Origin of the sequence: Pseudomonas auratipiscis, assembly GCF_036324085.1 — a bacterium.
Lineage (GTDB): Bacteria > Pseudomonadota > Gammaproteobacteria > Pseudomonadales > Pseudomonadaceae > Aquipseudomonas > Aquipseudomonas auratipiscis.
On the sequence record NZ_JAZDCU010000001.1, the window covers coordinates 43056 to 67275 of the forward strand.

Consider the following 24220-nt stretch of genomic DNA (forward strand, 5'->3'; position numbering starts at 1 on the left):
CGCCTGTTCAGGCTGTTCGCGCCAACACCGGCTCACCGCAGGGCTTTAGCCACAGGTCTACCTGCATGGCCAATTGCTCCACCGGCAAGGTGGCGTCCAGTGGCAAGGTCAGGCCTTCGCCATCAGGGCGCTCGAGGGCGGCGAACTGGCTGTCGATCAGGCTTGCGGGCATGAAGTGCCCGGGGCGAGCAAGTACCCGGCGGCTGGCTTCTTCGGGCGTCAGGTCGAGAAACACGAAACCGAGGTCTGGCACTGCATGACGCAGGGCATCGCGGTAGCGTTTTTTCAGGGCCGAACAAGTAAGGATGGGGCGTGCGCCGGACTTGAGGGTGGCCTGCAGCTCTTCGCCCAGGCGAATCAGCCAGCCGGCTCGGTCGTCATCGTCAAGGGGAATGCCGGCACTCATCTTGTCGATGTTGGCCGCGGGGTGAAAGGCATCGCCTTCGATCAGGCGACCACCGCTGAGGCCGGCAATGGCGGCACCGACGCAGCTTTTGCCGCAGCCAGCTACGCCCATTACCACGATCGCGGACAGGGATGGATTCATCGATACCTCCTGCAGGGAAAGATAGCGCTATCTTGAGCCGAGACAAGTACTGCTCGGGCGCTTCTTACCCAGATGTTATTGATCTTGTATTTAGCAGTCTGGATGCTCATTTCAGGTCACCTGCAGTTATGCATTGCCTGTGCTCTGAGACAGCGCTACCTTAGTGCCCGTTCCCAACAATTTGCAAGTCGAAAATAAAAATCCATGACCCGCATCGGCTCTCGTACTACCGGTCGTCCTACCCTGGCGGAAGTGGCCAGGCTCTCCGGGGTTTCCCCGATCACCGCTTCGCGTGCCTTGCGTGGAATCAGCACGGTTGCCCCTGAGCTGGTCGAAAAGGTCAAGCAGGCGGCGACTACCTTGGGCTACGTCGCCAATCCGGCTGCCCGGGCACTGGCATCGGCCCAGAGCGAGTCAATCGTGGTGTTGATCCCGTCGCTGTCCAACCAGCTGTTCATCGAGACGCTCGAAGCGGTCCATGAAGTGATGCGCCCGCGCGGCCTTGAAGTGCTGATCGGTAACTATCACTACGATATCGCCGAAGAAGAAAACCTGATTCGCAACTATTTGGCCTACCAGCCACGCGGCATGCTGCTGACAGGTTTTGACCGCAGCGATGCGGCCAAGCAGATGCTTGCCGCCAGCGGCGTTCCCTGTGTGCACATGATGGAACTTGGGGTCCAGGAGCAAGGCATGTCGGTGGGTTTTTCCCAGCACCAGGCCGGCGGGGCCGCGGCGCAACATCTGCTCGAACGGGGCTGCCAGCGCCTGGGTTTCATCGCTGCACAGTTGGATCCGCGGGTAATGCAACGGGCCGAAGGGTTTCGTCAGGCGCTGGTTGACGCCGGTCGCTATGCCAGTGAGCTACAGCTGCTCTCGTCGCAGCCGTCTTCGATTGGCCTGGGCGGTGAGTTGTTCCGCCAGTTGCTGGCGCAGCATGCTGATGTCGATGGCATTTTCTTTTGCAACGATGACCTGGCCCAAGGGGCAATCCTGGAGGCCCTGCGCCTGGGGGTGAAAGTCCCGCAGCAGGTGGCCATGGTTGGATTCAATGACCTTCCGGCCTCGGCGCACATGGTTCCGCGCCTGACCTCGATACGCACACCACGCGCTGCCATTGGCCGTTGTGCAGCGCAGGCTTTACTCGGTTTGCTCGATGGCAAACGCGGCACGGTACATAACCAGGATCTGGGATTCGAACTGGTCGTGCGGGAGAGTAGCTAAGACGGCAAATGGTCCGCCGATAGACGGTGATGTCAGAGTGCTTGCACGGTGCCAAGCCCCATCTATGCTCAGCAAACCTAAGCAAACGAGGGCGGTACGATGTTTGATTTTCATCGCAAATCCGATCTGGCCGAAATAGAGCAGTGCAACCGTTTGCTTGGCACCATCACTGCGAAGTTGGCAGCCATCAGCCGATCCATGGCGATGATAGAGTTCAGTCCCGATGGCGTTATTCTCGATGCCAACGATAATTTCTGCAAAACCATGGGCTACAGCCTTGAGCAGATTCGTGGCAAACATCATCGGATTTTCTGTGAGCAGGACTACGTCAACAGCCAAGAGTACCGCCAACTGTGGCACGGGCTGGCACGTGGCGAGGCGCAGAGTGGAACCTTTGCGCGCATCGACCATCAAGGTCGCGAGCTTTGGCTCGAGGCCAGCTACATGCCGGTACTCGGGCCGCAGCAGCAAGTTACCAGCATCATCAAACTGGCATCTGACATCACCCGTCGCGTTCAAGAAGAGCACGAGAGTGAGAGCCTGATCAAGGCCATCAGCCGCTCCATGGCGATGATCGAATTTACCCCTGATGCCAAGGTAATCAAGGCCAACCAGAACTTCCTCGATACCATGCATTACCGGCACAACGAGGTAGTCGGTCAGCAACACAGCCTGTTCTGTCACAAAAGTGAGAGTGAATCGGCCTCCTACAAGGCGTTCTGGGCCTCGCTCAACCGTGGCGAATACCACTCGCACCGTTTTGAGCGCATCAACAAGGAGGGGCAGATGGTTTATCTGGAAGCCTCCTACAACCCGATCTTCGACATCCGTGGACGCCTGTACAAGGTGGTCAAGTTTGCCAGTGACATTACCTCTCAGGTCAGCACCCAGCAGACCGCCGCCGAGGCCGCGCATGCCACTTCGGTACAAAACGATGCCTGCGCGCGCAAAGGCTCCCAGGTCGTTCAGCAGACGGTGCAAGTCATCGAAGAGATTTCCCAGAACCTCAATGCAGCCGCGCGCAGCATCGATGCGGTAAGCAAGCAGTCCGAACTGATCGGACAGATTGTGCAAACCATTCGCGGCATTGCCGATCAGACCAACCTGCTGGCACTCAACGCTGCCATCGAGGCCGCGCGGGCCGGTGAGCACGGTCGCGGGTTCGCCGTGGTCGCCGATGAGGTACGTAACCTCGCCGCGCGTACCAGCAAGGCAACACTGGAAATTGTCGAGGTGGTGCGTCAGAACCATGACCTGTCGTTGACGGCGGTAGCGAGTATGCAGTCGAGCTTGAGCCGCACAGGGATAGGCGTGGAACTGGCCAACGAGGCTGGGGAGGTGATTCTGGAGATTCAGCAGGGTTCACGGCATGTGGTCGATGCCATCAGTCAAATCAACTCGACCTTACAGTTGCACTGAGTAGGGCGTTTTACACCGGAGCAGATTGTGCCAACTGCTTTTCCAGGGTCAGCAGGCTCTGCTCCAGCGTGTCGAGCAGCTCTTTGAGTTGAACATCCGTGGCCGCGCCGAGGCAGGCCTGTTCCAATGCTTCGCAGTTAGCCACCACGCCGCGCGCCTTGAGCATCTTGGCACCACCCTTGATCCGGTGCGCCAGGGCGCGCAGGGCATGGCGAGACGGGAGCGGGCCAAGCTGGCGCAACGCCTCGAGGTCTTCGTGATTGCTGCGCGCCAACTCACGCTTCAAGCGACGAATCAATCCTGGGTCACCCAACGTCAGGTATTGCAGGTTGTCGATGTCGAATCCGCTGCCATGCACAGGGTCTTTGGCGGTGCGCGGCGATGCGCCTTGAATGACTTTTACCTGTAGATGCTGGCGCAGTTCAGCCAGGCCGATTGGCTTGAACATGCAGTCGTTCATGCCATTGGCCAAACAACGCTCGCGCTCCTCAGCCTGGGCGTTGGCGGTCAGGCCGAGTATCAGGCAGGCGGGGCGGCGCTGCTGGCGTTCCTGCTCGCGGATGCGTCGCGCCAATTGATGACCGTCCATTCCGGGCATATGGCAGTCGGTGATAACCGTGTCGAAGTGGCCGTTCTGCCACAGGGCCAAAGCCTGATGACCGTGACTGGCCTGGCTCACGCGATGACCGAGCAGGCTTAGCTGACGCTCGAGCAACATCAGGTTGGCGGGGTAATCGTCCACCACCAGGATAGATTGCATTGGCATGCCCAGGGGCGTTTGTGCTGCCGCGGTATCAATGGGCTCTGCAGAGGCTGCCAGAGGCAGGTCGAGTCCAATCTCCACGCGCGTTCCCTCGCCCGGAGCACTGGTGAGGGTTAGATCCCCGCCCATCAGCTGGCACAAGGTACGGCTGATCATCAGCCCTAGGCCGGTACCTTGGCGGGCGGTTTGCGTACCGACCTGGGAAAAGTGCTGAAACAGCCGTTGCTGATCCTGGGTGCTGATTCCGATGCCGGTGTCATTGACTGCAAGCTGAATGTGCAGGCGCCCAGGCTGAGGCGCATCGCTGCGCAGGCTGACGGTAATAATCCCCCGGTCAGTGAACTTGATTGCGTTGCTGACAAGGTTCGACAGAATTTGCTTGAGGCGCAGGGCATCGACCGCAACCAGGCTGCCGGTGGGCTGCAAGTCGGTGTCGATAACCAGCCCTTTGAGCCTGGCGTTGCCCTCGAAGACGCGTACCGTGGATCTGATCAGGGCGTTAAGGTCCGTCGGTTTAGGCTCCAGCGTCATGTGCCCGGACTCGATTCGGACGATGTCGAGGATGTCGCCGATCAACTCCAGCATGCCATTGGCAGATTCAAATGCCACTTGCAGCGAGGTGCGGTCGGCACGGCCCTGTTCGGCATCCTTGACGGCAAGTTCCAACAAGCCAATGACTGCGTTCATTGGCGTGCGGATCTCATGGCTCATGGTTGCCAGGAAGGTACTCTTTGCATGACTGGCATCTTCGGCCTGCTCCTTGGCCAGGCGCAGCTCGTCGAGCAAGCGTTTGCTGAAACCCAGTTCGGTCTGTAGCGCCTGTTCGGCTTCTCGGCGTTGTCGAATCAATTTGTGCAGGTAGCGATTCCACACCACAACCGCCGCAATCAGCAGGCTGGCACCGAACAGGATCTGCAGGATCAGGCCGCGGTAGTTGTACCAGATGTTGTCGCTGATCAACGCGTTGGTTCGCCAGCGTCCGGTCAGTTCGGTCATTTCGTCCGGGGGGATGCTGAGCAATGCCTTTTCCAGGATCGAGTGCAGCAGTGGTGTGTTGCGCGATACCGCAAAAGAAGCGACCCCGGGCTGGTCGCTATAGATAGAGGCGATCTGCAGTCGGTCCTTGAACATGCGGCTGATGAAGTAGGCGGCATTTATCTGTGAACTGATGGCGGCGTCGGCTTTGCCCTGTGTGACCAGCTCCATTAATGAGAGCGGATCGTCGACCTCCAGCAGCGCAGTCTGCTTGAGGTTCAGACGCGACTCGGGCTCGGGGGAAAAGTCGCGGATCAACGCCAGGCGCTTGCCCTTGAGTTGCTCGACGCTGCGCACAGTGTGATTGTCGGCGCGGGTAACCAGCACCAGCGGGGTAATCAGGTAGGGGCGGGTGAACAACAAGGTGTATTCACGGGCGGGCGTTGGCGGCAGCAAACCGGCGATGTCAGCGCTGCCTTGCTCAAGCTGGCTGGCGACATCCGCCAGTGAGTCGGAAACATGGATGTCGAATTTAAGGCCCGTACGTAGACTGATCTGATCCAGCACATCGGCCGTGATACCGCGAAACTGCTGGTGGTCGTCGTAAAAGCTCATCGGCGCAAAGTATTTGTTGATCACTACCCTAAGCCGAGGATGCTCTTCTATCCAGGTACGCTCCGCGGCGCTGAGGCTCAAACTACTGCGGTTGAGCAACACCCGGCTGCTGCCGCTGGTCCAGCGTCGAAGGATGTTCAAGCGATCGTTATCACCAATACGATCCAGCGCTTGATTGACCAGGCGCAACAATACGGGATTGTCACGTGACAGGGCAAAAGCGAAGGTGCCACGCAAATTCTTGATGAAGTGATCAATCTGCACGCTTCCCATATAGATGCGGGTTATCAGGTAATCACTGCTCACCGCATCCCCCAGAAAAGCGTCTGCCTGACCGAGTGAGACGGCAGACAGACCCGCCAGGTTGGAGCTGTACAGTTGCAGTTCGGTCTTCGGGTATAGGGCATTCACTACGGCACTGGGCAGATAGTGATCGACCATGGCCAGGCGCAGCCCTTCAAGTTTGTCGTTCAGGCCCAGCGACTTGCCTGATCCAATCGAGATCACAGGCTGGTCTTCGGTGTAGGAACGGCTTAGCACCAGTTGCCTATCGTCGGCCTCGAAGGCATTGGAGCTGCCCAGCAGATCAATTCTGCCGGCACGCAAGGCTGCGATTGCCTCGGTCCGGCTGGCAAAGCGGCGTACTTTGATGCGAATGCCCAGAAGCTCGCTCAGGAGCCCAGCATAATCGGCGGTCAGACCTTCATAGTCGTTGTTGGAGGCATTGATATCGAAGGGGGGGTAGTCTGGAAAAGTGGTGCCCAGCAGCAAGTGTTGCTTGTGCTTGAGCCATTGCCTGTCTTCGCTGGACAGGGACAGTGCCTCGCTGCTGCTGATCGAACGGGCCAGAAGTTGTCGAGGCTCGCCTACCTCCGCCGCAAGGGCACACAGCGATTGCAGGCTGAGCAGCCCGCCAATCAGAAAGGCCTTGAACAGGCTCATTGGCCGGGCAGATGACGGCGCGCCAGATCGACCAGTTCTACAAATGAGCCCACTTCCAGCTTCTCCATGATGCGGGTCTTGTAGGTGCTGACGGTCTTTGCGCTCAGGTGAAGGCTATCGGCGATAAGGTTGTTTGAATGCCCTTCGGTCAAGAGCCTCAGCACCGTCAGTTCCTGATTGGACAGCTTGGCCATGCGTTGCTGTTCATTCAGTAGCGGACCTTGTTGCGATGACAGTTCAGGAAAAATCGAATAGCCCTTGATCATAGCTTTGAGCGCAGCCATCAAGGATTCGAGATCTTCATCCTTGCGTACGAAGGCCGACGCACCGGCGTCCAGGCAGCGGCGGGCGAACATTTCGGCGGATTGCCCGGTCAGTACCATGATCCGTGGTGCCGGTTCGAGTAACTGCAGGCGCTGCAAGACTCTCAAGCCGTCCATGCCGGGTAGGGCGATATCCAGTATGACTACATCCGGGCTCAGGTCACGGGCGCTCTGTATTGCGCAATGACCGTCGTCGGCTTCACCGACAACCGTGAAACTTTCCCGCTCAAGCAACATACGTACGGCAAAGCGGATGGTGGAGTGGTCGTCAACTATTAACACCGAGGTCAAAGTTCAGCTCCTTGTCGAGTATGTAAGCTAATTCCCGAGTCATTCAGGAGAGGCGTCTCTGGCCTGGGCCGGAAGGGCGCCAACAATACGTCGAATTAAGGGTGAATTGTACGGCGAGGACCGCTGTGTTGAACTAATCGGCGATGTTTGACGAAATTTCCTACAAAAGTGTGAGCTTTTTCGAGCTTAACCATAGCGGGCCGCCACACAATTGGACGGCCCCTTGTAGGAATCTAGAACGAAGTGGTGAAGGACGCGTAATAGGCGCGGCCTGCTTCGTTGTAGGTCAATGCACCGGCTTCGTCAGAATTACCCTCGCGATACAATCGTTTGTCGAACAAGTTGTTGACCCCGACGCGTACGCTAAAGTTCTTGTTGAATTCGTAGCCGCTGCTGATTCCGACCAGGCCATAAGGATCGACATCCTTTTGCACCTTGGGATCGAGGGTTTCATTGGCCCTGGCGTTGTAGCTCGGCGCTTCCTGCTTGCCATAGTAGGTGGCGTTAAGCTGGAAGGAGAGCTTATCGGTGGCGTTCCAGTCCAGGGTGGAGTTGACCGTGTATTCGGGAATGATGCTCAGTGGTTCGCCGGTCTTCTTGTTTTCCGACTCGATCATGTAGGTGAAGTTGGTGTTCCAGTCCAGGCTCGGTGCAAGCGCGATGAACAGATTGCCTTCCACCCCTTGTACCACTGCTTTTCCGGTGTTTTCCCAACGCAGGATGCGCCGGCCGTTGGGTAGACGGAACAAGGTCTGGTTGCCTGCCTCGATCTTGTTCTTGTAGTCGTTGCGAAAGTAAGTGGCACTGGTGCGCCAGGTGCCTTTGTCATAGGCCAGGCCCAATTCCTTGTTGACGCTGGTTTCCGGGTCGAGGTTGGCATTGCCGAGCAAATAGCAACCGCCGTTGTTGGCCTCGCTGGAATTGCAACCACCGCCGCGACTGTAGAGCAGGTAGTTGGGGTTGGCCTGGTACAGGTTGGGGGTTTTGTAGGCGCGGGCGATCCCGCCCTTGACGCTCAGGGCTTCGGTGATCTGGTGCGAAGCGTTCAGGCTCGGGCTCCAGTTGCTGCCAAAGTCTTCGTGATGGTCATAGCGTAGCCCTGGTGTAACGATGGTGTTCTCGCCGACTTCGATGTTGTCCTCGGCATACAGGGCAAAGCTGCGGGCGGTCGATTTGGTCTGGCTACGATCGAAGCCTGGCAGCTCGGCGCCTGGATCATAGCTTTGCGGGCGCAGTGAACCTGGGTCGTTCAGCGACTCGTAGAGGTACTCGCCACCCAGGGTCAGTACTTGCTGTAAGCCCATGTTCAGCGGCAGGTTGATTTCGCCAGTGGCGCGGGTATTGCGCAGGCGTGACTCAAAGCTGCCGGCACTTTCCGAGGGGGCGCCTTCGCCCCAGCCTGCCAGGCCTTCGTTAAGGCGGGCGTTGCGGGTCAGGTCATACGACAATGCAGCAGTGGAGGTGCCCCAATCATAGTCACCGCGATGGGTCACGGCGAAGCTGGAACGCTGCATTACGTTGGTCTCCTTGCCCGCCTGGCTTTCGACGAATTCGCCGCCGGCGTTGAGCATGGTGTCGCCGGCGAATATGTTGCCCTGGCGGCTGTAGCTTGACTCCAGGTCTACGCTGTTGGACGGGTCGATCTTCCAGCTCAGCAGGCCGTTGATGTCCTTGTTGCGAACACCTTCGCGTCCGGCCATCAAGGACTCCTCGTAGGCCTGGTGTCCCGCGTTGATTTTCATGTCGTCGGCGTCGGTCTTGTTCAGGTTACCGTAGACACGAAAGATCAGGCTGTCGGTCAGTGGCCCGCTCAGGCTGAAGTTGACGCGCTTGCCTGTACCCTCGGCATTGTCTTCCGGAAGCATTGTGTACAGGGTCATGGAGCCGCGCAGGTCTTCGGTCGGACGCTTGGTAATAATGTTCACAACACCACCCATGGCGCCTGAACCGTAACGCGCGGCGGCCGGACCCCGCAGAATTTCGATACGCTCGACTTCCTCGGCCGGCACCCAGTTGGTTTCACCACGGGTATCTCGGTCGCCACTCCAGCCGTAACGCACGGCATTGCGCGAAGTGGAGGGTTTACCGTCGATGAGAATCAGGGTGTTCTCCGGGCCCATGCCACGCAAGTCGATCTGGCGGTTGTTGCCGCGGGCGCCGCTGCTGCTATTGCCGGTGAGATTTACCCCAGGCTCGCGGCGGATGATGTCGGAGAGATCGTTGACGGGGGGGCGCTTCTTGATGTCTTCGGCGGTAATGATCGAAACACCTGGTGCTTGCTTGAGCTCTTCTTCGGCGGTTCCCAACACCCGCGTGTTTTCCAGTTCGATGGCCTGGCGGGTGCCATCGACGGGCAAGTCGGTTGGCTGGATCTGCACTTCATCGGGTTGCAGTTGCAGGGGGGCTGCGGCGAGGGTGGAGGAGCCCAGTGTTGCCAGCAAGGCAATACTCAAGGGGCTGAGGTTGAAGCGCGACGCCATGTCAAATCTCTCCTGGAACAAAGGGTAAGCGGGGCGTAAATCAGGCAGGCCCCGTGTGTGGCGTCGAGAATGATAAGAATTACCATTCGCAAGTAAACCCTTTGGGAGAAAAATAAAATATTAACGAGGTTGAGCCTCAAGGCTCTGCTATGGGGTCTGGCGCAAAACGGCAACTGATCTTGGCGACTCGGAGCAAGGCTGTTGCCAGCAAAAAAACGGCCGTGACCACCCCATCGGTAGTCACGGCCAAATCGGGGAGAGGAGGGTAAACGGCGCAGCAGCGGTGCTCATTCGCCGCTGCGCAATGCTCATTGCTGCAACACAGTCGCCTGGTTGCCGTTGCCGAACTGTTGAACGGTCGCGGACATGCTGGCGCCACTCTGGTCGACATTGGCCTGGTTGAAGGAGCCACCTTGAGTCACGTAGGCCACGTTGACGCCTTCGGTTTGTTTGATGATGGCGCTGTTGTTGTCACCATACAGTTGCCAGGTGGAGCTTTGATTGCCGCTGCCGGACTGCTCGACATTGATGCTGTTTTTTACCCCTGCGCTTGAGCCTGTGGCGTAGTTGTCAGTGCCGCGCTGATCTGCGATCAGCAAGTTGTCGCTGCCGTTCTGTTCAAAGTACAGCTCGTTGTTGCTGTCGACCTGGGTGACTTCGGCGGTGTTGTTCACACCGCTCTGGTTCAAGCGCGCCAGTTGCGCGACGTCCTTCTGGGTCAGGTTGGCACTGTTGCCGCTGCCATTTTGGGTGACGATTGCGGTTTGGCTGGTGCCGAACTGGCCGCCGAACTTATCGCCCTTCCAGTTGCTCGCCAACACCTTGTTGCCGTCACCGTTGGAGCTGACCTCCAGCACATGACTGTCACCGGTCTGGTAGCTGAAACTCACGTTGCCGGTGCCTGACTGGGTCAATGTAGCCAGCGACTCTGTCGATTCGTATTGATCGGCATAGATGGCGTTGACGCTGCCCATCTGCACAACGTTGGCGGTGTTGCTGTCGCCGAAGCTCTGGTCGATTACACCTTCGTTGGTCATCCCATATTGGGTGAGATTGGCATGGCTGCCCGTTTGCGTGTCCTGCCAGATTTCAGTGGAGTTGCCACCGCCGTTCTGGTTGATGGTGATGGTTCCTCCCTGGCCTTCGCGCTGATCGCCGTATGCCCAGTTGTTGTCACCAGCCTGGTAGACAGCAATCTGGCCATCGTTGTGGTTGATGTGTTCGGCAGCGCTGTAGTTGTTGATACCGGCCTGGGTACTTTCGGCGTTGTTGGCCGCGCCAGCGGTCAGTTGCTCGATATAGGCACGGTTGTCGCTACCGTACTGAACAGTAGAACCCTGGCTACCGGTCTGGCTGTCCTGGTAGACGAACGAGAAGTTGCCAGAGCCTTCCTGGGTTTGTCGGGCTTCGTTTTCGGTGCCCAGGGACTGGCTTGCGTGGGTGTTGTTCAAGGTCCCGGCCGATTGCTGATTGATCTTGCTGCCGTATTCGTACAGTTGCTCGGCATACCCGGCGTTATACTCGCCGGCGGTGCTCTGCTGGATCGAACTATTACCTCCTTCCTGTTTGGCTGCGTGGTTGTTGCCCAGGCCCTGCTGGTCTTGAGTGGTAACACTGAGCGCGGCGGCCAGTTGTTTTACCTCGGCGATGTTCTCAGTACCGCTCTGGTTTTGAGTCGACTGGCTTTCGTCAGCCATCGCCTGGCCTGCAAGGCACAGAACAATGGCGGCGCTTAAGGGAGCGAGCTTGAACATGGTGGTGCCTCCAGGTTTCAACGATATTGGTTGACTTGTACGTGCTGACCGTTGCCGGTCTGGACCACGGAGCTTTGCAGTCCGCTGCCGGTCTGAACGATGCTGGCGTTGTTGCTGTTGCCGTACTGCTCGATGTTCGCGCGGTTGTTGCTGCCGCTTTGCGCGATCGAGGCGCTGTTGCCATAGCCTTGCTGGTTGATGTTGGCCATCAGGTCGTTGCCTTGCTGCAGGATGTACGCTTCTTGCGATCCACCGGACTGCACGATGCGGCCCAACAGGGTTTGTCCGTCCTGACCGATGGCGGCCCGGTTGGATTGACCGTTCTGCTCCACCTGCGCCTGCTGACCGGTAGTGGCCGGCAGCGGTTGCAACGACAGCGGTTCACCCAGGTCGCCTCCTGGGCCGAGGTCGGCGTTATCCATCAAGTCATCGGCCAGGGCGGCCTGACCGATCAGGGTCAGGCAAAACAGCAAGGTGGTCAGGCGCGCCATGGTCATGTCTCCTGCGTTCTACTGCACGGTAACTGGCACGGTACGGACGGTGCCCTGGCTAGTGCGGATGGTCGCCGACGGTGTGGCTGTCGGGATCACCGTGGTGCTGTTGCTCACCGTCAACCGCCAGCGACCGGTCAGCGGTACCGTGGTGGTGCCCAGGGTGGCCAACCCGGTAGGGGTGGTGACCTGCACTGTAATGGTGTTGCCAGTCGTCACCGACGAGGTACCGGAGAGATCCCAGTTGTAGCGGTTGTTGGAACGCGCGGTGACGGTCGCGGCGGTGATGGCGAAGGTTTCTGCCGCCGGTCTTGGCGATACCTGCACGGTGACAGTTGCCGGTGCCGACAGGGCGCCGAAGCTATCTCTGGCGATGTAGGTAAAGGTGGCGGTGAACGCCGCAGTCACGTTTGCCGGTGGGGTATAGGTGACCTGGGTTCCGCCGTTGCTGACCGTACCTTGGCCGGGGCCGGGTTGAGTCACTGACTCAACCGCAAGAGGGACGTTGCCATCCGGATCGCTGTCGTTGAGCAAGACGTTGATCGGCAGGGCGACACCCAATGTAGCGGCGGTGTCATTGACGACGACGGGTGCGCGGTTCGGCGCAACGTTGATGGTTACCGTGGTGATCTCCGATTTCAGTCCTTTGCTGTCTTGGGCACGGTAGGTGAAGGTGACGGTCATTGGCGCTTCGACCACCGGTGGCGGGGTGTACTGCACTGAGGTACTGCCGTTAAGCGTGACGGTGCCTTGCCCGGTGATAGGCTGGGTGAGGTCGGTGATGGTTAGCGGTACGTTGCCGTCCGGGTCGCTGTCGTTGGCGAGCAGGTTCAAGGTCAATGCAACGCCAAAGCTGGTGCTGCCCTGGTCTGCCTGCGCCACGGGGGCCTGGTTTTCCGCTTCGACCGGCGCGTTGCCAACAATCACTACCGGTTCGGTATCACTGCCGCCGGCAGCGGATTTGATCGTGACAGTCGCTGGAGGTTGGCTCAGGTCATTGACCGTAAGGGTTTTCACAACGCCCGACCCGGACATCCGCCCGTACCCTTGGGCAACCAGGTCAGGAACCCTGATTTCGTCACTGGAACTGGCCTCGATCCGCAGGCGTTTGTTGGCCCAGTCGTACCGTGCAGAGGTCACCTTGACCACGTCGGTAAGTTTGCGCGACAGCGCAGTGGGTCGTTTCACGCCGGTTGGATCGGTGGCTGTGACCACGATCACCGGTGGCGGGGCACTGTTGCTGTAATGGTGGGCGAAGAACAATCCGCTTTTGTCTGTCAGCAAGTCGAACTGGCAAGGTGACGGCGGAGTGCCTGGCACCAGAGCAAGGCTTTCGCGAAAGCACAAGGTGGCGGTGTTCGGTGCCTTGGCGAAAACTTCTACCCGGGTACCGTCAGCAGTACGTCGGTAAGTGGCACGCTCCAGCTCTGCAGCCACCTGGCTGCGCGCATCGAGGACTTTGCCGGAAACGGTAAAAAGGTCGGTACGGATGGTCCCAGCGGGGCCCTTGATCTCTACGTAGTTGGTGTTGAACGGGCTACCGGTGACCTGTTCAGTGATGTTTGGGTCGCCTATAAAGGTCTCGCTGGCGGAGGTGTCCGGGTTGATTTCAGTGTAGGGACCACCGACACCGCGCAGGAATGGGCCAATTGCGCCTTTGAGCACGCCACTGAACACCCCGGGTGCACCGATGCCAACATCACGGGTGATGTTGATCGCCCTGCGTCCCGGTGTGGTGACGTTGACCGTTTCGACGCCGTAGGGGTGAGTGATGACATAGGTACCGGCCTGAGGCACCGAGACCCGCAGACGGATACGCGCGAAGCTCTGTTGGTCGCCATCGATCGGGTTCTCGCTGGCAAATGCTGCTTCGATGCCGGCGACATAGACATCCAGTTCATAGCCGCTGTTGCCTACCGCTGGAATCGATGTTTCAGCCAGGTACCAGAACATCTCTGGTGGCCAGTTGTCCGGAAACACCAGAGGCAGGGCATCATCGTAGATGCCAGGCTCAGGCAGTAGGGTACACATGTAGGCGGGCGGTACCGAAACGCCGACGCGTGAGCTTGTGGCCCTCGATTGGCACAGCTCCATCGACAGGTCATTGTTGTCCTGGTACCACATCGGGTAACGCCCGGTGGCCAGCGTGTAGGGGCCTGGATCGACTGCTTTGAGGCCGGCCCAGGCGGTGCCAGCCAGCGAGAGGGAAAGCCCGGCTGCGCAAAGCGCCAGGCGTGGCCAGTTATTCATGCTGCCTCCTGCTACGGGACGTGGCGTAAAGATGTTCATGGCACGAGCACCACTTCTTCGCTGTCGCTACCACCGTTGCCACTGGTCACGGTGACCACGGCCGGCGGGATCGGCGAGAGCCCGGTGATGAGAGTCTTGACCGCGCCAGTGCCGCTCATGGTGCCGATGACTGCTCCATTGCCGGTGAAGGCGTTGAGCACCGTCGTTTCGGTTTCATCACTGGTAGATGCGACCAGGGTCAGGTCGCCAGAGGCCAGGCTGAATTCGGCGCGCTGGATGACAACCAGGTCGGTGAGCGGCATCTTCAGGGTGGTCGGTGTGCTGCTGGGGATCGCCAACTGATTGTTGGCAGTCACCAGCAGATCCACTGGCAGACTTGGGTTGAGTGGCGATTGTGCGTACCAGGCACCCGTGGTGTTGGCTTCGGTAAGGTTCAAATTAGGCGTTTGGCTGGTCAGGGCCGCGGTGCCGGGCGGTGGTGGGGCTTGCACGAAGATATCTTGTTGGGCGCGCAGGTCTCCGTTGTCGCTATGACGCGAATAAGTGCTGCGCTGTGCAATGACAGGGGTTGGCCGGACAACGTTGGAGAGCTTGCCCGAGACCGCGAACAAGGTGGTCCGCAGGTCCAGACCATTTGGGCCTTCGATACGTACGAAGTTGGTATTGAATGGGCTTCCGGTGACCGCTTCATTGAGATTTGGGTCGCCGATGAAGCGCTCACTGGCACCCGAGATGGGGTTGGTCTCGGTGTAGGGACCACCGACCCCGCGCAGAAACGGGCCGACATCACCTTTGAGTGCGCCGGTATAGGACTTCTGGCCGCCAATACCAATGTCGCGGGTCATATTGATCGCGCGCCGCCCGGCTGCTGGCACATCGAACACCTCGACACCGTATGGGTGGGTGATGATGTAGGTACCGGCTGTTGGAACATCGACGCGGATCCGCACCCGGGCAAAGCTGACCTGGTCACCATCGACCACTTCATCGGCGGCAAAAGCCGCCTCGACAGCAGTGCCGAAGCTCAAGTCGATCCCGCGGTTTGCGTCGACGATGGCTGCGTCGGCGGTAAACCAGAATGTTTCATCGGGGTAGTTGGTTGGAAAGCTGATCGGCTTGGTGTCATCGTACACGCCGGGTGCCGGGTTCAAGATGCACATGTACGAGGGAGCCCCTGGAGCCCCGGCTACCCGCGAACTGACCGCCGTGGTCAGGCACAGGTCGAGTACCCGACCGTGGGTGTCGTGATACCACGCAGCGAATCCACCGGTGGCCGGCAGGTAAGGGCCAGGGTCAACTTCGAACAGCGCGGCGTGGGCCGGCGCCTGGATCAGGCCAGCCAGAATCAGCAGTGCCAGTGGGTGGGGCGTTGGACGGTGCATGAGTCTTCCCTCTTGCAATCGGGCCCATGGGTTTGGGTCGTCTGCACAGGGTTCGGCAACTTCCATACCAGTTTTCAGAAACCCTTGCGGAGTCTGGCCTGGAGGGGGATTTTCGGCTTGGCGCCAGGGCGCTTGAGCGGGGCCGATGCCCCAGGGTTGGGGGTAATTGGGGGCGCAGGCGGGGCAATCGAAGTTAACTGGGCTATAACCTAAGAAGCCCTTTGCCAGGAGTTCGTGATGGACCTGCAATCACGTCTGGATTCACTGCCGCAGCAAGAAACCGTCCCCACTCAGGCAACGAGCCCCCGGCCTTTCAATTTGCTACGCTGGTACGCCTTTGTGAGCCTGGCAATTATCCTTTCGGTGGCGGTAGGACTGGGACTGATCTCCAGTCGTTTCGTTATCAACGAAAGTGTCGAGCGCGATGCACTGCTGACCGCGCAGTTCATCCAGTCCATTGCCTCGGCAGAAGTGCGTCATGTGTCGATCCCCAATGTACGCACCATGGGTGAGTTGCTTGATCCGCGACAGGACCAGAACTTCCCCGAGGTCAATCCGGTGGCGCGTCGCGATGCCCGCGGCGAGTTTCTCGACCACATCGCGCATTTGCCGGACATGCTTCTGGCCAACATCTATGCGCCTGATCGCACAGTGATCTGGTCAAGCAACCCGGCATTGGTCGGACGGCTGATCGAGTCGGATGACGACCTTGATCATGCCTTCGACAACAAAGTCCGTGTTTCGGCCAGCTACCACGACGTCGATCAGGCCCGCAGCGAGCAGAAGTTCATTACCCCGCCGGAAAATTTGTTCATCGAGAACTACATTCCGCTGTTCGATGCCGACAATGAAAACGTCACGGCAATGGTCGAAATCTACAAAGAGCCTCGCGACCTTATCGATCGTATTCAATACGGCCTGCTGATGATCTGGCTGGCTGTGGCGGTGGGCGCGACGCTGGTGTATGGCGGCTTGTACTGGCTGATGTTCCATGCAAACCGTCATTTGGCGCGCCAGCAAAAGCGTCTGATCAACAACGAAACCTTTGTCGCGCTGGGAGAGATGTCTTCAGCAGTGGCGCACAGTTTGCGTAATCCCCTTGCCAGCATCCGTTCCAGCGCCGAACTGGCGCAGGAGATCGAGGAAGGCCCGGCGCAAAAATACATTGGCGACATCATCAGCCAGGTCGATCGCATGTCTCAATGGGTTCGCCAGTTGCTGCAGTCGTTGCGCCCCCTCAATGATGAGGTCGAAGCGGTTGAGCTGGAGCGGGTGCTGCAGGACAGCTTGCAGGCATTCAGCCTGCAACTGAAACGCAACGGTGTTGAGGTACGCCTCGATCCCCTCGCCAATGTTCGCGTACTGAGCCAATCAGTGTTGCTCGGGCAGATTTTCAATAGCCTGATTGCCAACGCGCTGGAGGCGATGAGCGAGGGCGGAATATTGCGCGTCGAACTGGTTCATCACAACCGCAAGAGTGTGACATTACGTCTGTGTGACAGTGGCAAGGGCATGAGTAGCGATCAACTGCGCATGGCCTTCAGGCCGTTCTACACCACCAAGCAGGGAGGGCTGGGAGTGGGACTGGTACTGGTCAAGCGGATCATGGAGCGCTTTGGCGGTACGGTGCGCTTGAGCAGTCGCGAAGGCAAGGGCACCTGCGTGCAAATGAGCTTTCGCGTGGTGCGTAAATCAGCGGGGGTTTGAGCGAATTTTTTTCGGGGTTGGCAGGCCCAATAATGGGGGGGATTTCCCCGCGCATAGTCAATATCTTGTGAGTAGATGATGTAACTCATTGATAAAGAGTATGTACATATCTTGAAACAGTTTTGGCTGGGTAATTGCAAATCGACATTACCGGTAGCCAACACTGGGTGAAAGATCATGTTCAAACGCGTTCAATACCCCTTCTGCCTGAGCGCAGCTTTGGCGCTACTACTCGTCGCTGAAGCCTCTGCCAGTCCAATTGACGACGTTGACCCGCCGGAGTCGGGAGATCCGTCGGCGTTTAGCGATGTACCTGCCAATCCGGCAGCTGCCTTGAATAACCTGCTGACGCTTCCCGAGGCGAATGTCGGGGCGTTCGACCTGCCGGATGGTGTAGAGGGCGATCGAGACACGCCTCGGCAGGAAAATCCGCGGCCACCTGCCCAGCAGACATCATTCAATTACCCCACCAATGGCGCGCCAAGCCCGATGTTTGGCGCAGCGCCTTTTAGCCAACAGTTGTTGTTGTTCGAAGAATTTGGACCGACCCGCCTGGACCCTACCGCCCCCGCCGATTTGTTGGTGTTTCCTGCGCCGACCACCGGCCCTGCGCCGCAGCAGGACCCTGTCAGCGTTGCCCGTAGCGCTCCCAATGGTGCATTGCTTGATGCCTTTCTCAAGCAACCTGGACTGACACCATTTCCCAGTCAGTTCGCCAACGTGGTAGACCGCAACCCGTGGCAAACGCAGATCGAGATGTTCCTTAACCGTCATATTGGCGCACCTGCCGAAGGGCGGCCACCTGGAAAAGGCTGGTCGCACCAGCGCTGGAACGAGTTCTACCCGCAAGCCGCCTACAAGACAGCCCAGGCCGGTGCGCGAATCAATGGTGGCGTGCGCGATGCCACTCAGATGCATCACTACAGTGTTGGCGAGTTTGCCCCGGGCGGGTTGTATTACAACACTGCCGGGCAGGCCAATACCCTCGGTACCACCAAGGGCGTCGATACGCGTTTTCACCCCAACATGCCGTTGCAGGATCACAAGTCGATGTGGACCTTTGACGGCACGCTGCCTGCGAAGCTGCTGATGGTGCGTTACGGTCAGCCGCTGCTGATGCGTCACTACAACGCACTGCCGATTGATCCTGCGGCCAACCATGGTTTTGGCCTGCACACCATCAGTACCCATGAGCACAACGGTCACTCTCCCGCAGAAAGCGACGGCTATGCCAACGCCTTCTTCTTTCCCGGGCAGTTCTATGATTATCGCTGGCCGCTGCAATTGGCCGGATACGACAGTATCAATACCCGTGCCGAAGACCCACGCGCGGCATTCCCTTGCACACCGGGGGAAAAGCTTTGGGTCAATGACGCCGAGCCTGGGCTGAAAACTTGCGACAACGGCAGTATCCGCATTCGTGGCGACTGGCGCGAAACCATGAGTACTCATTGGTTCCACGACCATATGCTCGATTTCACCGCGCAGAATGTCTACAAGGGCAACGCGGCGATGATGAACTACTACAGCGCACTGGATCGCGGCAATGAAGCCTTTGCTGACGGTGTGAACTTGCGTCTGCCCAGTGGTTCGGCGTTGTCCTGGGGCAATCGCGACTATGACGTCAACCTGCTGATCGCCGACAAGGCCTGGGGCCAGGATGGCCAATTGTGGTTCAACCCGTTCAACACCGATGGCTTCCTGGGCGACCAGGTGCTGGTCAACTGGCAGTACAAACCCTTCCTCGATGTGCGTGCTCGCAGCTATCGCCTGCGCATCCTCAATGGTTCGGTTTCGCGCTACTTCAAACTGGCAATGGTGCGCGAAATCAAGGGCAGCGGCGGCGAGTTTGCCGGCCCCAAAGGCTCGGGTCTGTCTTATGCGCGGGTGCCGTTCCACATGATTGCCAACGACGGCAACATCATGGAGCACTCGGTGCCCTTCGACGGCAGCATGGACCTGGACGGTGACGGTAACCGCAACAATCACAACGCGATTTTGCCCACCCAGGGCATTGCCGAGCGTTTCGACATTATCGTCAACTTTGCCAGGAACGGTATCAAACCGGGTGACAAGTTGTACCTGATCAACCTCAAGGCCCACGACACCGGCAAAGGGCCCAAGGAAGATATCGATCTTGCCGATGTGCTTTCGCAGAAGTACCTGGCAGTCATCAAGCAGACCAGCAAAGGCCCGCAATGGGACAAGGGTGACCCGGCGGTGGGCAAAGTCCTGCAATTTAACGTCAAGGCCTACAGCGGCCAGGACCTGGCCATGGACCCGGCAGACTATGAACCAGCCAAACCGGGCAAGGCCGAAGGCAAGGTGATGATTCCGCTCAAGCTGCACCGTGACAATCCGGCCGATCAGGCGCGCCTGGCCCAGGCTCGGCACCGGACGTTCATCTTCGGTCGCTCCGACGGTACCGACCAGGTGCCGTGGACCATCAAGACGGACGGCGGCCTGGGCTACAACATGGACCCGCGTCGGCTCAATGCCTCGCCACAATTGGCAACCGGCCCCACCGATGCGGGATTCAGCGGCGCAGGAACCCTGGAAGTGTGGAAGATCCAGAACGGTGGCAATGGTTGGAGCCATCCGGTGCATGTGCACTTCGAGGAAGGCATCATCCTCAGTCGCGGCGGCAAAGCGCCACCGGAATGGGAAAAATGGGCGCGCAAGGACGTCTACCGCATCGGCAACGAGAGTGACGGCCTGGATAACGTCGAGATGGCGATCAACTTTCGCGAGTTCGCCGGTACCTACATGGAGCACTGTCACAACACCCAACATGAGGACAACTCGATGTTGCTGCGTTGGGACATTGATCACCCAGGCCAACTGCAGTTGATGCCAACGCCATTGCCCAGTTGGGACGGCGTGCAGTACATCAACTCTGCCGCGCTGCCCACCTGGCGCAGCGGGGATGGCAAGGGGCCGCAGGTGAAGATCAACAAGTAGCCCTTGGCCAATGGCGAACGAGGTGTGAATCGTGCGGCGACTTTCAATCTGGTTCGGCGCAGCACTGCTGTGCTGGGCCCTCCAGGGGCTGGCTGAGGATGCCACCCCTTGGGGGGCGGATTACTTTCCCAACACGCTCCTGACCGACCAGGATGGTCGGCAGGTGCGCTTTTTCGATGATTTGATCAAGGGCAAGGTGGTGGTGGTCAACTTCATCTTCACCGGTTGTGGCGACTCGTGTCCATTGGAAACTGCGCGCTTGCGCCAGGTTCAGCAACTGCTGGGCGAACGCGTGGGTAGCGATGTGTTTTTCTACTCCATCAGTATCGATCCGCTCAGTGACACCCCGCAGGTGCTCAAGGCTTACGCAGAGCGATTCAAAGTCGGCCCCGGGTGGCGCTTTCTGACCGGTGACAAGGAGCAGATCGATGCTTTGCGCCGGCGTCTGGGGTTGTTTATCGAAGGGGTGGACAACGGTCGCAGTCGCGACCACAACCTGAGTCTGATTGTTGGCAACCAGGCCACCGGTCGCTGGATGAAGGCCTCGCCATTCGAAAACCCCTGGATTCTTGCCGACCAGTTGGCCAACAGCCTGCAGAACTGGAAGGCGCCCAGTAGCGAGCAGAGTTACGTCCAGGCACCGGACATACGCCCGCCCAGCAGCGGCGAAGAGTTGTTCCGGACCCGTTGCGCCGCTTGCCACAGTGTTGGCCCTGAAGATGGGCAGGGCGTTGGTATGCGCAATGTTGGTCCGGATCTTCTGGGCGTAACCCAGCGACGTGATCGCGCCTGGCTCAGTCGCTGGATACGCGAACCAGATCGCATGCTGGCAGAGCGTGATGCCCTGGCGCTGACCCTGTTCGAACAGTTCAATCGGGTGGCCATGCCGAACTTGCGCCTGTCCTCGGACAACACTGACAGTGTTCTGGAGTTTCTCGAGCAGGAAGCTCGGCGCCAGGGCGTGTTTGAACAAGCCCAAGCGCTAGACGACGAGGCGGCTATCGCCCAATAGAGGCAAAATACTATCAGTGAGCAGCGGATCATTAGAATTGATTTGAAACACCAGAGCCTGACTGGGCTATACATTTAAAAAAAAACAGCCCGCCAGGAAATATCAATGCAGGTGCTGAATAAGAAACAGGCCGATGAGGGCCAGCAGTTCCATGCGTCACCTGATCGGAGCTTGCGCGACTTCAATTTGTTGCGCTGGTTTTCCGTGGTCAGCCTATTGATTATCACTGCCGTGGCGGTTGGCCTGGGCTATGTCTCGACGCGCTTTGTGGTCAATGACAGCGTTGAGCGGGATGCCATGCTCACCGCCCAGTTCATCCAGGCCATGGCCAAGGCAGAAGTGCGCCATTCGCGTATTCCGCCGGGCACAACCATGGCGCAGTTGTTGGATCCGCGCCTGGACAACCAGCATCCGGGAATCAGTCCTGACCTGGTGGCCTCCACCCGTATCGAATTTCTCGACCACGTCGAGCATCTGCCCGATACCTTGCTGACCAACGTCTATGCCCTTGATCGCACGATTGTCTGGTCCACCAATGCGCAGCTGGTTGGACGCAAGATCGAAGGCGATGATGACCTCGATGAATCATTCAATTCGCAAGTGCCCGTCTCGGCCAGCTACCACAAGGCCAACGAAGACCGCGATGAACAGAAATTCCTGCGCGAGCCGCAGTACCTGTTCATTGAAAACTACATTCCAATGTTCGACGAAAGCGGTACGCAGGTGCTGTCGATGGTCGAGGTTTACAAGGAGCCGCAGGATTTGGTTCGGCGTATCCAGCGCGGCTATGTATTGATCTGGACGTCGACGCTGCTGGGCGGCGCGTTGATCTACTTTGGCCTGTTCTGGATCGTTCGCCGCGCTGCCAGCCTCCTGCGCGCCCAGCAGAGCAAACTGGTGGCCAGTGAAACCTTCGGCGCCCTCGGCGAAATGTCTTCGGCGGTGGCGCACAGCTTGCGTAACCCGCTGGCAACTATCCGCACCAGCGCCGAGTTGGCGCAGGATGTGGCCAGCCAACATTCGCAAAAGAATATCGGTGACATTATTAGCCAGGTCGACCGTATGTCGCGTTGGGTGCGTGAGCTACTGGTGTCCTTGCAGCCGTTGAAGGACGATGCCGAAGCCGTCGACCTGGTCGCGGCAGTTGAAGACACCTGCAGCGCTTTTGCCTCTCAGACCGAGCGCAATAAGGTGCAGCTTCAGGTGGATACACCGTCAATGGCGCTGGTGATTAGCCAGCCGGTGTTGCTTACGCAGATTCTCAACAGTCTTTTTTCCAATGCCTTGGAGGCAATGCCCGGTGGCGGCCGGCTGACCCTGCACGTGCGTGAACTGACTGATGAAGGCAAGATCCAGCTAGTCTTGAGTGACACCGGCAAGGGTATGAGCCAGCAGCAGGAACGGATGGTGTTCAAGCCTTTTTTCACCACCAAGCAAGGCGGCCTTGGCGTCGGTCTGGTGTTGGTCAAACGAATAATGGAGCGTTTCGGCGGCGCGGTCAGTCTGACCAGTCGCGAAGAGGAAGGAACCCGCGTAAGCCTGACTTTCAATGTTGCAGCGGGAGGGGATCATGGAGCACAGCATCCTGGTGGTGGAGGATGATGAAATCCTCGCAGAAAACATCCAGACCTATCTTGAGCGAAAAGGTTTTGAGGTCACCGTTTGCCATAGCGCCGAGCAGGCTCTGGAGCAATTGGCTCAGTGCCAGCCCGATGCGGTGTTGACCGACAATTCGCTGCCGGGCATGAGTGGCCATGAGCTGATCAAGGCCCTGGCCGTGCGTGCGCCGGAACTCAAAGTGATCATGATGACGGGCTACGGCAATGTCGAAGATGCCGTGCTGGCAATGAAAGAGGGCGCTTTTCACTACCTGACCAAACCGGTGGTACTGGCCGAGCTCAAACTGATGCTCGACAAGGCGCTCGCGGCCGAGCGCATGGAACGCACGCTGTCGTTCTACCAGGAGCGTGAAGCGCAGAAGTCCGGAGGCCAGTCACTGATTGGTGAATCGCCGGCCATGCTGAGCCTCAAGCATACCCTCACGCAATTGCTCGATGCCGAGCGGCGCATGGCCAGCGGCGACTTGCCGCCAGTCTTGGTCGAGGGGGAAACTGGCACGGGCAAGGAGCTGGTGGCTCGGGCCCTGCATTATGATGGCGCGCGAAGCAAAGGGCCGTTCATCGAATTCAACTGTGCGTCGATTCCAGCCAACCTGCTGGAGGCAGAACTCTTTGGCCATGAGAAGGGCGCGTTCACCGATGCCAAGGACCGCAGGGTCGGCTTGGTGGAGGCGGCCGATGGCGGCACGCTTTTTCTTGATGAGATCGGTGAAATGGACCTGCTGCTGCAGGCCAAGCTGTTGAAGCTACTCGAGGACCGTACCATTCGCCGTATCGGTGCGGTGAAGGAGCGTAAGGTCGATCTGCGTATTATCAGTGCCACCAACTGCAACCTGGAGCAGATGGTGCAACAGGGCAAGTTTCGCCGTGACCTGTTCTTTCGCCTGCGCATCATTTCGATCAAGGTTCCCAGGTTGTATGCCCGGGGTGAAGATATCCTGTTGCTGGCCCGGCATTTCCTCAGCTTGCATGGCAAGCGCTACGGCAAGACCCATCTTTATTTCAGCCCTGAGGCTGAAGAGGTGCTGCTCAACTACAGCTGGCCGGGCAACGTGCGGGAGTTGCGCAATATGCTTGAGCAGACAGTGTTGCTTGCACCTGCCGAAGAGATTGCTCCGCACCAGCTCAATGTGTGTATGAGTCTGGTTGATGAGCCTTTTGAAATGCCGGCCCCGGCTTTTCATGAAAGTCATGGCAATGGGGAATCTGCGATTTCAACCAGTTTGCCGGAGGTGGAGCGGGAAATGGTGCGCAAGATGCTCGACCGCACAGACTGGAACGTGACGAAATCGGCCCGCCTTTTGGGGCTGAGTCGCGATATGTTGCGCTACCGTATCGAGAAGCTTGGCCTGAGCCGGCCGGACAAGCGTCAGTGGTGAGGGTGTACGGGGCCACCTGATTTTGCACATATCCGTTTGCTTTGGTGGCGCTGAGTCAGCTTTGCGCCCTTACGGCGCCTTACTTT

The 24220-nt window shown here is 58.7% G+C and carries 14 protein-coding genes and 2 pseudogenes; 8 read left to right on the forward strand and 8 right to left on the reverse strand.

The window, feature by feature from the left end; all coding sequences use genetic code 11:
- Positions 1-7: 7 nt before the first annotated feature.
- The gene (locus V0R60_RS00230) at positions 8-547 is read right to left on the reverse strand and encodes a gluconokinase (protein ID WP_136476586.1); all 540 of its coding nucleotides are present in this window, start codon (positions 545-547) and stop codon (positions 8-10) included.
- Between the two features lie 204 nt (positions 548-751).
- Between V0R60_RS00230 and gntR the strand changes: the two genes are divergently transcribed.
- From gntR to V0R60_RS26890, 3 genes and pseudogenes are all read left to right on the forward strand, one after another.
- On the forward strand, positions 752-1771 hold the full coding sequence (gntR, locus tag V0R60_RS00235; protein ID WP_330078720.1) for an HTH-type transcriptional regulator GntR: 1020 nt from the start codon (positions 752-754) through the stop codon (positions 1769-1771).
- Between the two features lie 204 nt (positions 1772-1975).
- Positions 1976-2653, forward strand: a pseudogene (locus V0R60_RS26885) (PAS domain-containing protein); the annotation flags it as partial.
- A 105-nt stretch (positions 2654-2758) separates the two neighbouring features.
- Positions 2759-3190, forward strand: a pseudogene (locus V0R60_RS26890) (methyl-accepting chemotaxis protein); the annotation flags it as partial.
- Between the two features lie 10 nt (positions 3191-3200).
- Here V0R60_RS26890 and V0R60_RS00245 read toward each other — a convergent pair.
- From V0R60_RS00245 to V0R60_RS00275, 7 genes are all read right to left on the reverse strand, one after another.
- On the reverse strand, positions 3201-6485 hold the full coding sequence (locus V0R60_RS00245) for a transporter substrate-binding domain-containing protein (protein WP_330078718.1): 3285 nt from the start codon (positions 6483-6485) through the stop codon (positions 3201-3203).
- The gene (locus tag V0R60_RS00250; RefSeq protein WP_330078717.1) at positions 6482-7099 is read right to left on the reverse strand and encodes a response regulator transcription factor; all 618 of its coding nucleotides are present in this window, start codon (positions 7097-7099) and stop codon (positions 6482-6484) included. The genes V0R60_RS00245 and V0R60_RS00250 overlap by 4 nt, the downstream gene beginning before the upstream one ends.
- Before the next feature lie 233 nt (positions 7100-7332).
- Positions 7333-9579 carry a TonB-dependent siderophore receptor gene (locus V0R60_RS00255; RefSeq protein ID WP_330078716.1) on the reverse strand — a complete coding sequence of 749 codons (2247 nt, stop codon included), beginning with the start codon at positions 9577-9579 and terminating at the stop codon, positions 7333-7335.
- Positions 9580-9887: 308 nt separating this feature from the next.
- Positions 9888-11333 carry a curlin gene (locus tag V0R60_RS00260; RefSeq protein ID WP_136476575.1) on the reverse strand — a complete coding sequence of 482 codons (1446 nt, stop codon included), beginning with the start codon at positions 11331-11333 and terminating at the stop codon, positions 9888-9890.
- A gap of 17 nt (positions 11334-11350) precedes the next feature.
- A complete protein-coding gene (locus V0R60_RS00265) occupies positions 11351-11824 on the reverse strand; it encodes a curlin (protein WP_136476573.1) in 474 nt (157 codons plus the stop codon).
- An 18-nt stretch (positions 11825-11842) separates the two neighbouring features.
- Positions 11843-14074 carry an Ig-like domain-containing protein gene (locus V0R60_RS00270; RefSeq protein WP_330078715.1) on the reverse strand — a complete coding sequence of 744 codons (2232 nt, stop codon included), beginning with the start codon at positions 14072-14074 and terminating at the stop codon, positions 11843-11845.
- A 35-nt stretch (positions 14075-14109) separates the two neighbouring features.
- Positions 14110-15456 carry a hypothetical protein gene (locus tag V0R60_RS00275; RefSeq protein WP_136476569.1) on the reverse strand — a complete coding sequence of 449 codons (1347 nt, stop codon included), beginning with the start codon at positions 15454-15456 and terminating at the stop codon, positions 14110-14112.
- Positions 15457-15693: 237 nt separating this feature from the next.
- Here V0R60_RS00275 and V0R60_RS00280 point away from each other — a divergent pair, with 237 nt between their 5' ends.
- From V0R60_RS00280 to V0R60_RS00300, 5 genes are all read left to right on the forward strand, one after another.
- A complete protein-coding gene (locus V0R60_RS00280) occupies positions 15694-17163 on the forward strand; it encodes a sensor histidine kinase (protein ID WP_330078714.1) in 1470 nt (489 codons plus the stop codon).
- A gap of 177 nt (positions 17164-17340) precedes the next feature.
- Positions 17341-20124, forward strand: a complete 2784-nt coding sequence (locus V0R60_RS00285; RefSeq protein WP_330078713.1) for a multicopper oxidase domain-containing protein — start codon at positions 17341-17343, stop codon at positions 20122-20124.
- A 46-nt stretch (positions 20125-20170) separates the two neighbouring features.
- Complete coding sequence (locus V0R60_RS00290; RefSeq protein ID WP_330078753.1) at positions 20171-21136, forward strand: SCO family protein; 966 nt, start codon at positions 20171-20173, stop codon at positions 21134-21136.
- Between the two features lie 105 nt (positions 21137-21241).
- Complete coding sequence (locus V0R60_RS00295) at positions 21242-22738, forward strand: sensor histidine kinase (RefSeq protein ID WP_330078712.1); 1497 nt, start codon at positions 21242-21244, stop codon at positions 22736-22738.
- The gene (locus V0R60_RS00300) at positions 22707-24134 is read left to right on the forward strand and encodes a sigma-54-dependent transcriptional regulator (RefSeq protein WP_136476559.1); all 1428 of its coding nucleotides are present in this window, start codon (positions 22707-22709) and stop codon (positions 24132-24134) included. The genes V0R60_RS00295 and V0R60_RS00300 overlap by 32 nt, the downstream gene beginning before the upstream one ends.
- The last annotated feature ends 86 nt before the right edge of the window (positions 24135-24220 follow it).

Bases quoted from the DNA above. Each gene is read 5' to 3' on its own strand.
- V0R60_RS00280 (WP_330078714.1), top strand. From the start codon at position 15,694: ATGGACCTGCAATCACGTCTGGATTCACTGCCGCAGCAAGAAACCGTC.
- V0R60_RS00300 (WP_136476559.1), top strand. From the start codon at position 22,707: ATGGAGCACAGCATCCTGGTGGTGGAGGATGATGAAATCCTCGCAGAA.
- V0R60_RS00245 (WP_330078718.1), bottom strand. From the start codon at position 6,485: ATGAGCCTGTTCAAGGCCTTTCTGATTGGCGGGCTGCTCAGCCTGCAA.
- V0R60_RS00230 (WP_136476586.1), bottom strand. From the start codon at position 547: ATGAATCCATCCCTGTCCGCGATCGTGGTAATGGGCGTAGCTGGCTGC.
- V0R60_RS00260 (WP_136476575.1), bottom strand. From the start codon at position 11,333: ATGTTCAAGCTCGCTCCCTTAAGCGCCGCCATTGTTCTGTGCCTTGCA.
- V0R60_RS00270 (WP_330078715.1), bottom strand. From the start codon at position 14,074: ATGAATAACTGGCCACGCCTGGCGCTTTGCGCAGCCGGGCTTTCCCTC.
- V0R60_RS00285 (WP_330078713.1), top strand. From the start codon at position 17,341: ATGTTCAAACGCGTTCAATACCCCTTCTGCCTGAGCGCAGCTTTGGCG.
- V0R60_RS00275 (WP_136476569.1), bottom strand. From the start codon at position 15,456: ATGCACCGTCCAACGCCCCACCCACTGGCACTGCTGATTCTGGCTGGC.
- V0R60_RS00265 (WP_136476573.1), bottom strand. From the start codon at position 11,824: ATGGCGCGCCTGACCACCTTGCTGTTTTGCCTGACCCTGATCGGTCAG.
- V0R60_RS00295 (WP_330078712.1), top strand. From the start codon at position 21,242: ATGCAGGTGCTGAATAAGAAACAGGCCGATGAGGGCCAGCAGTTCCAT.
- gntR (WP_330078720.1), top strand. From the start codon at position 752: ATGACCCGCATCGGCTCTCGTACTACCGGTCGTCCTACCCTGGCGGAA.
- V0R60_RS00255 (WP_330078716.1), bottom strand. From the start codon at position 9,579: ATGGCGTCGCGCTTCAACCTCAGCCCCTTGAGTATTGCCTTGCTGGCA.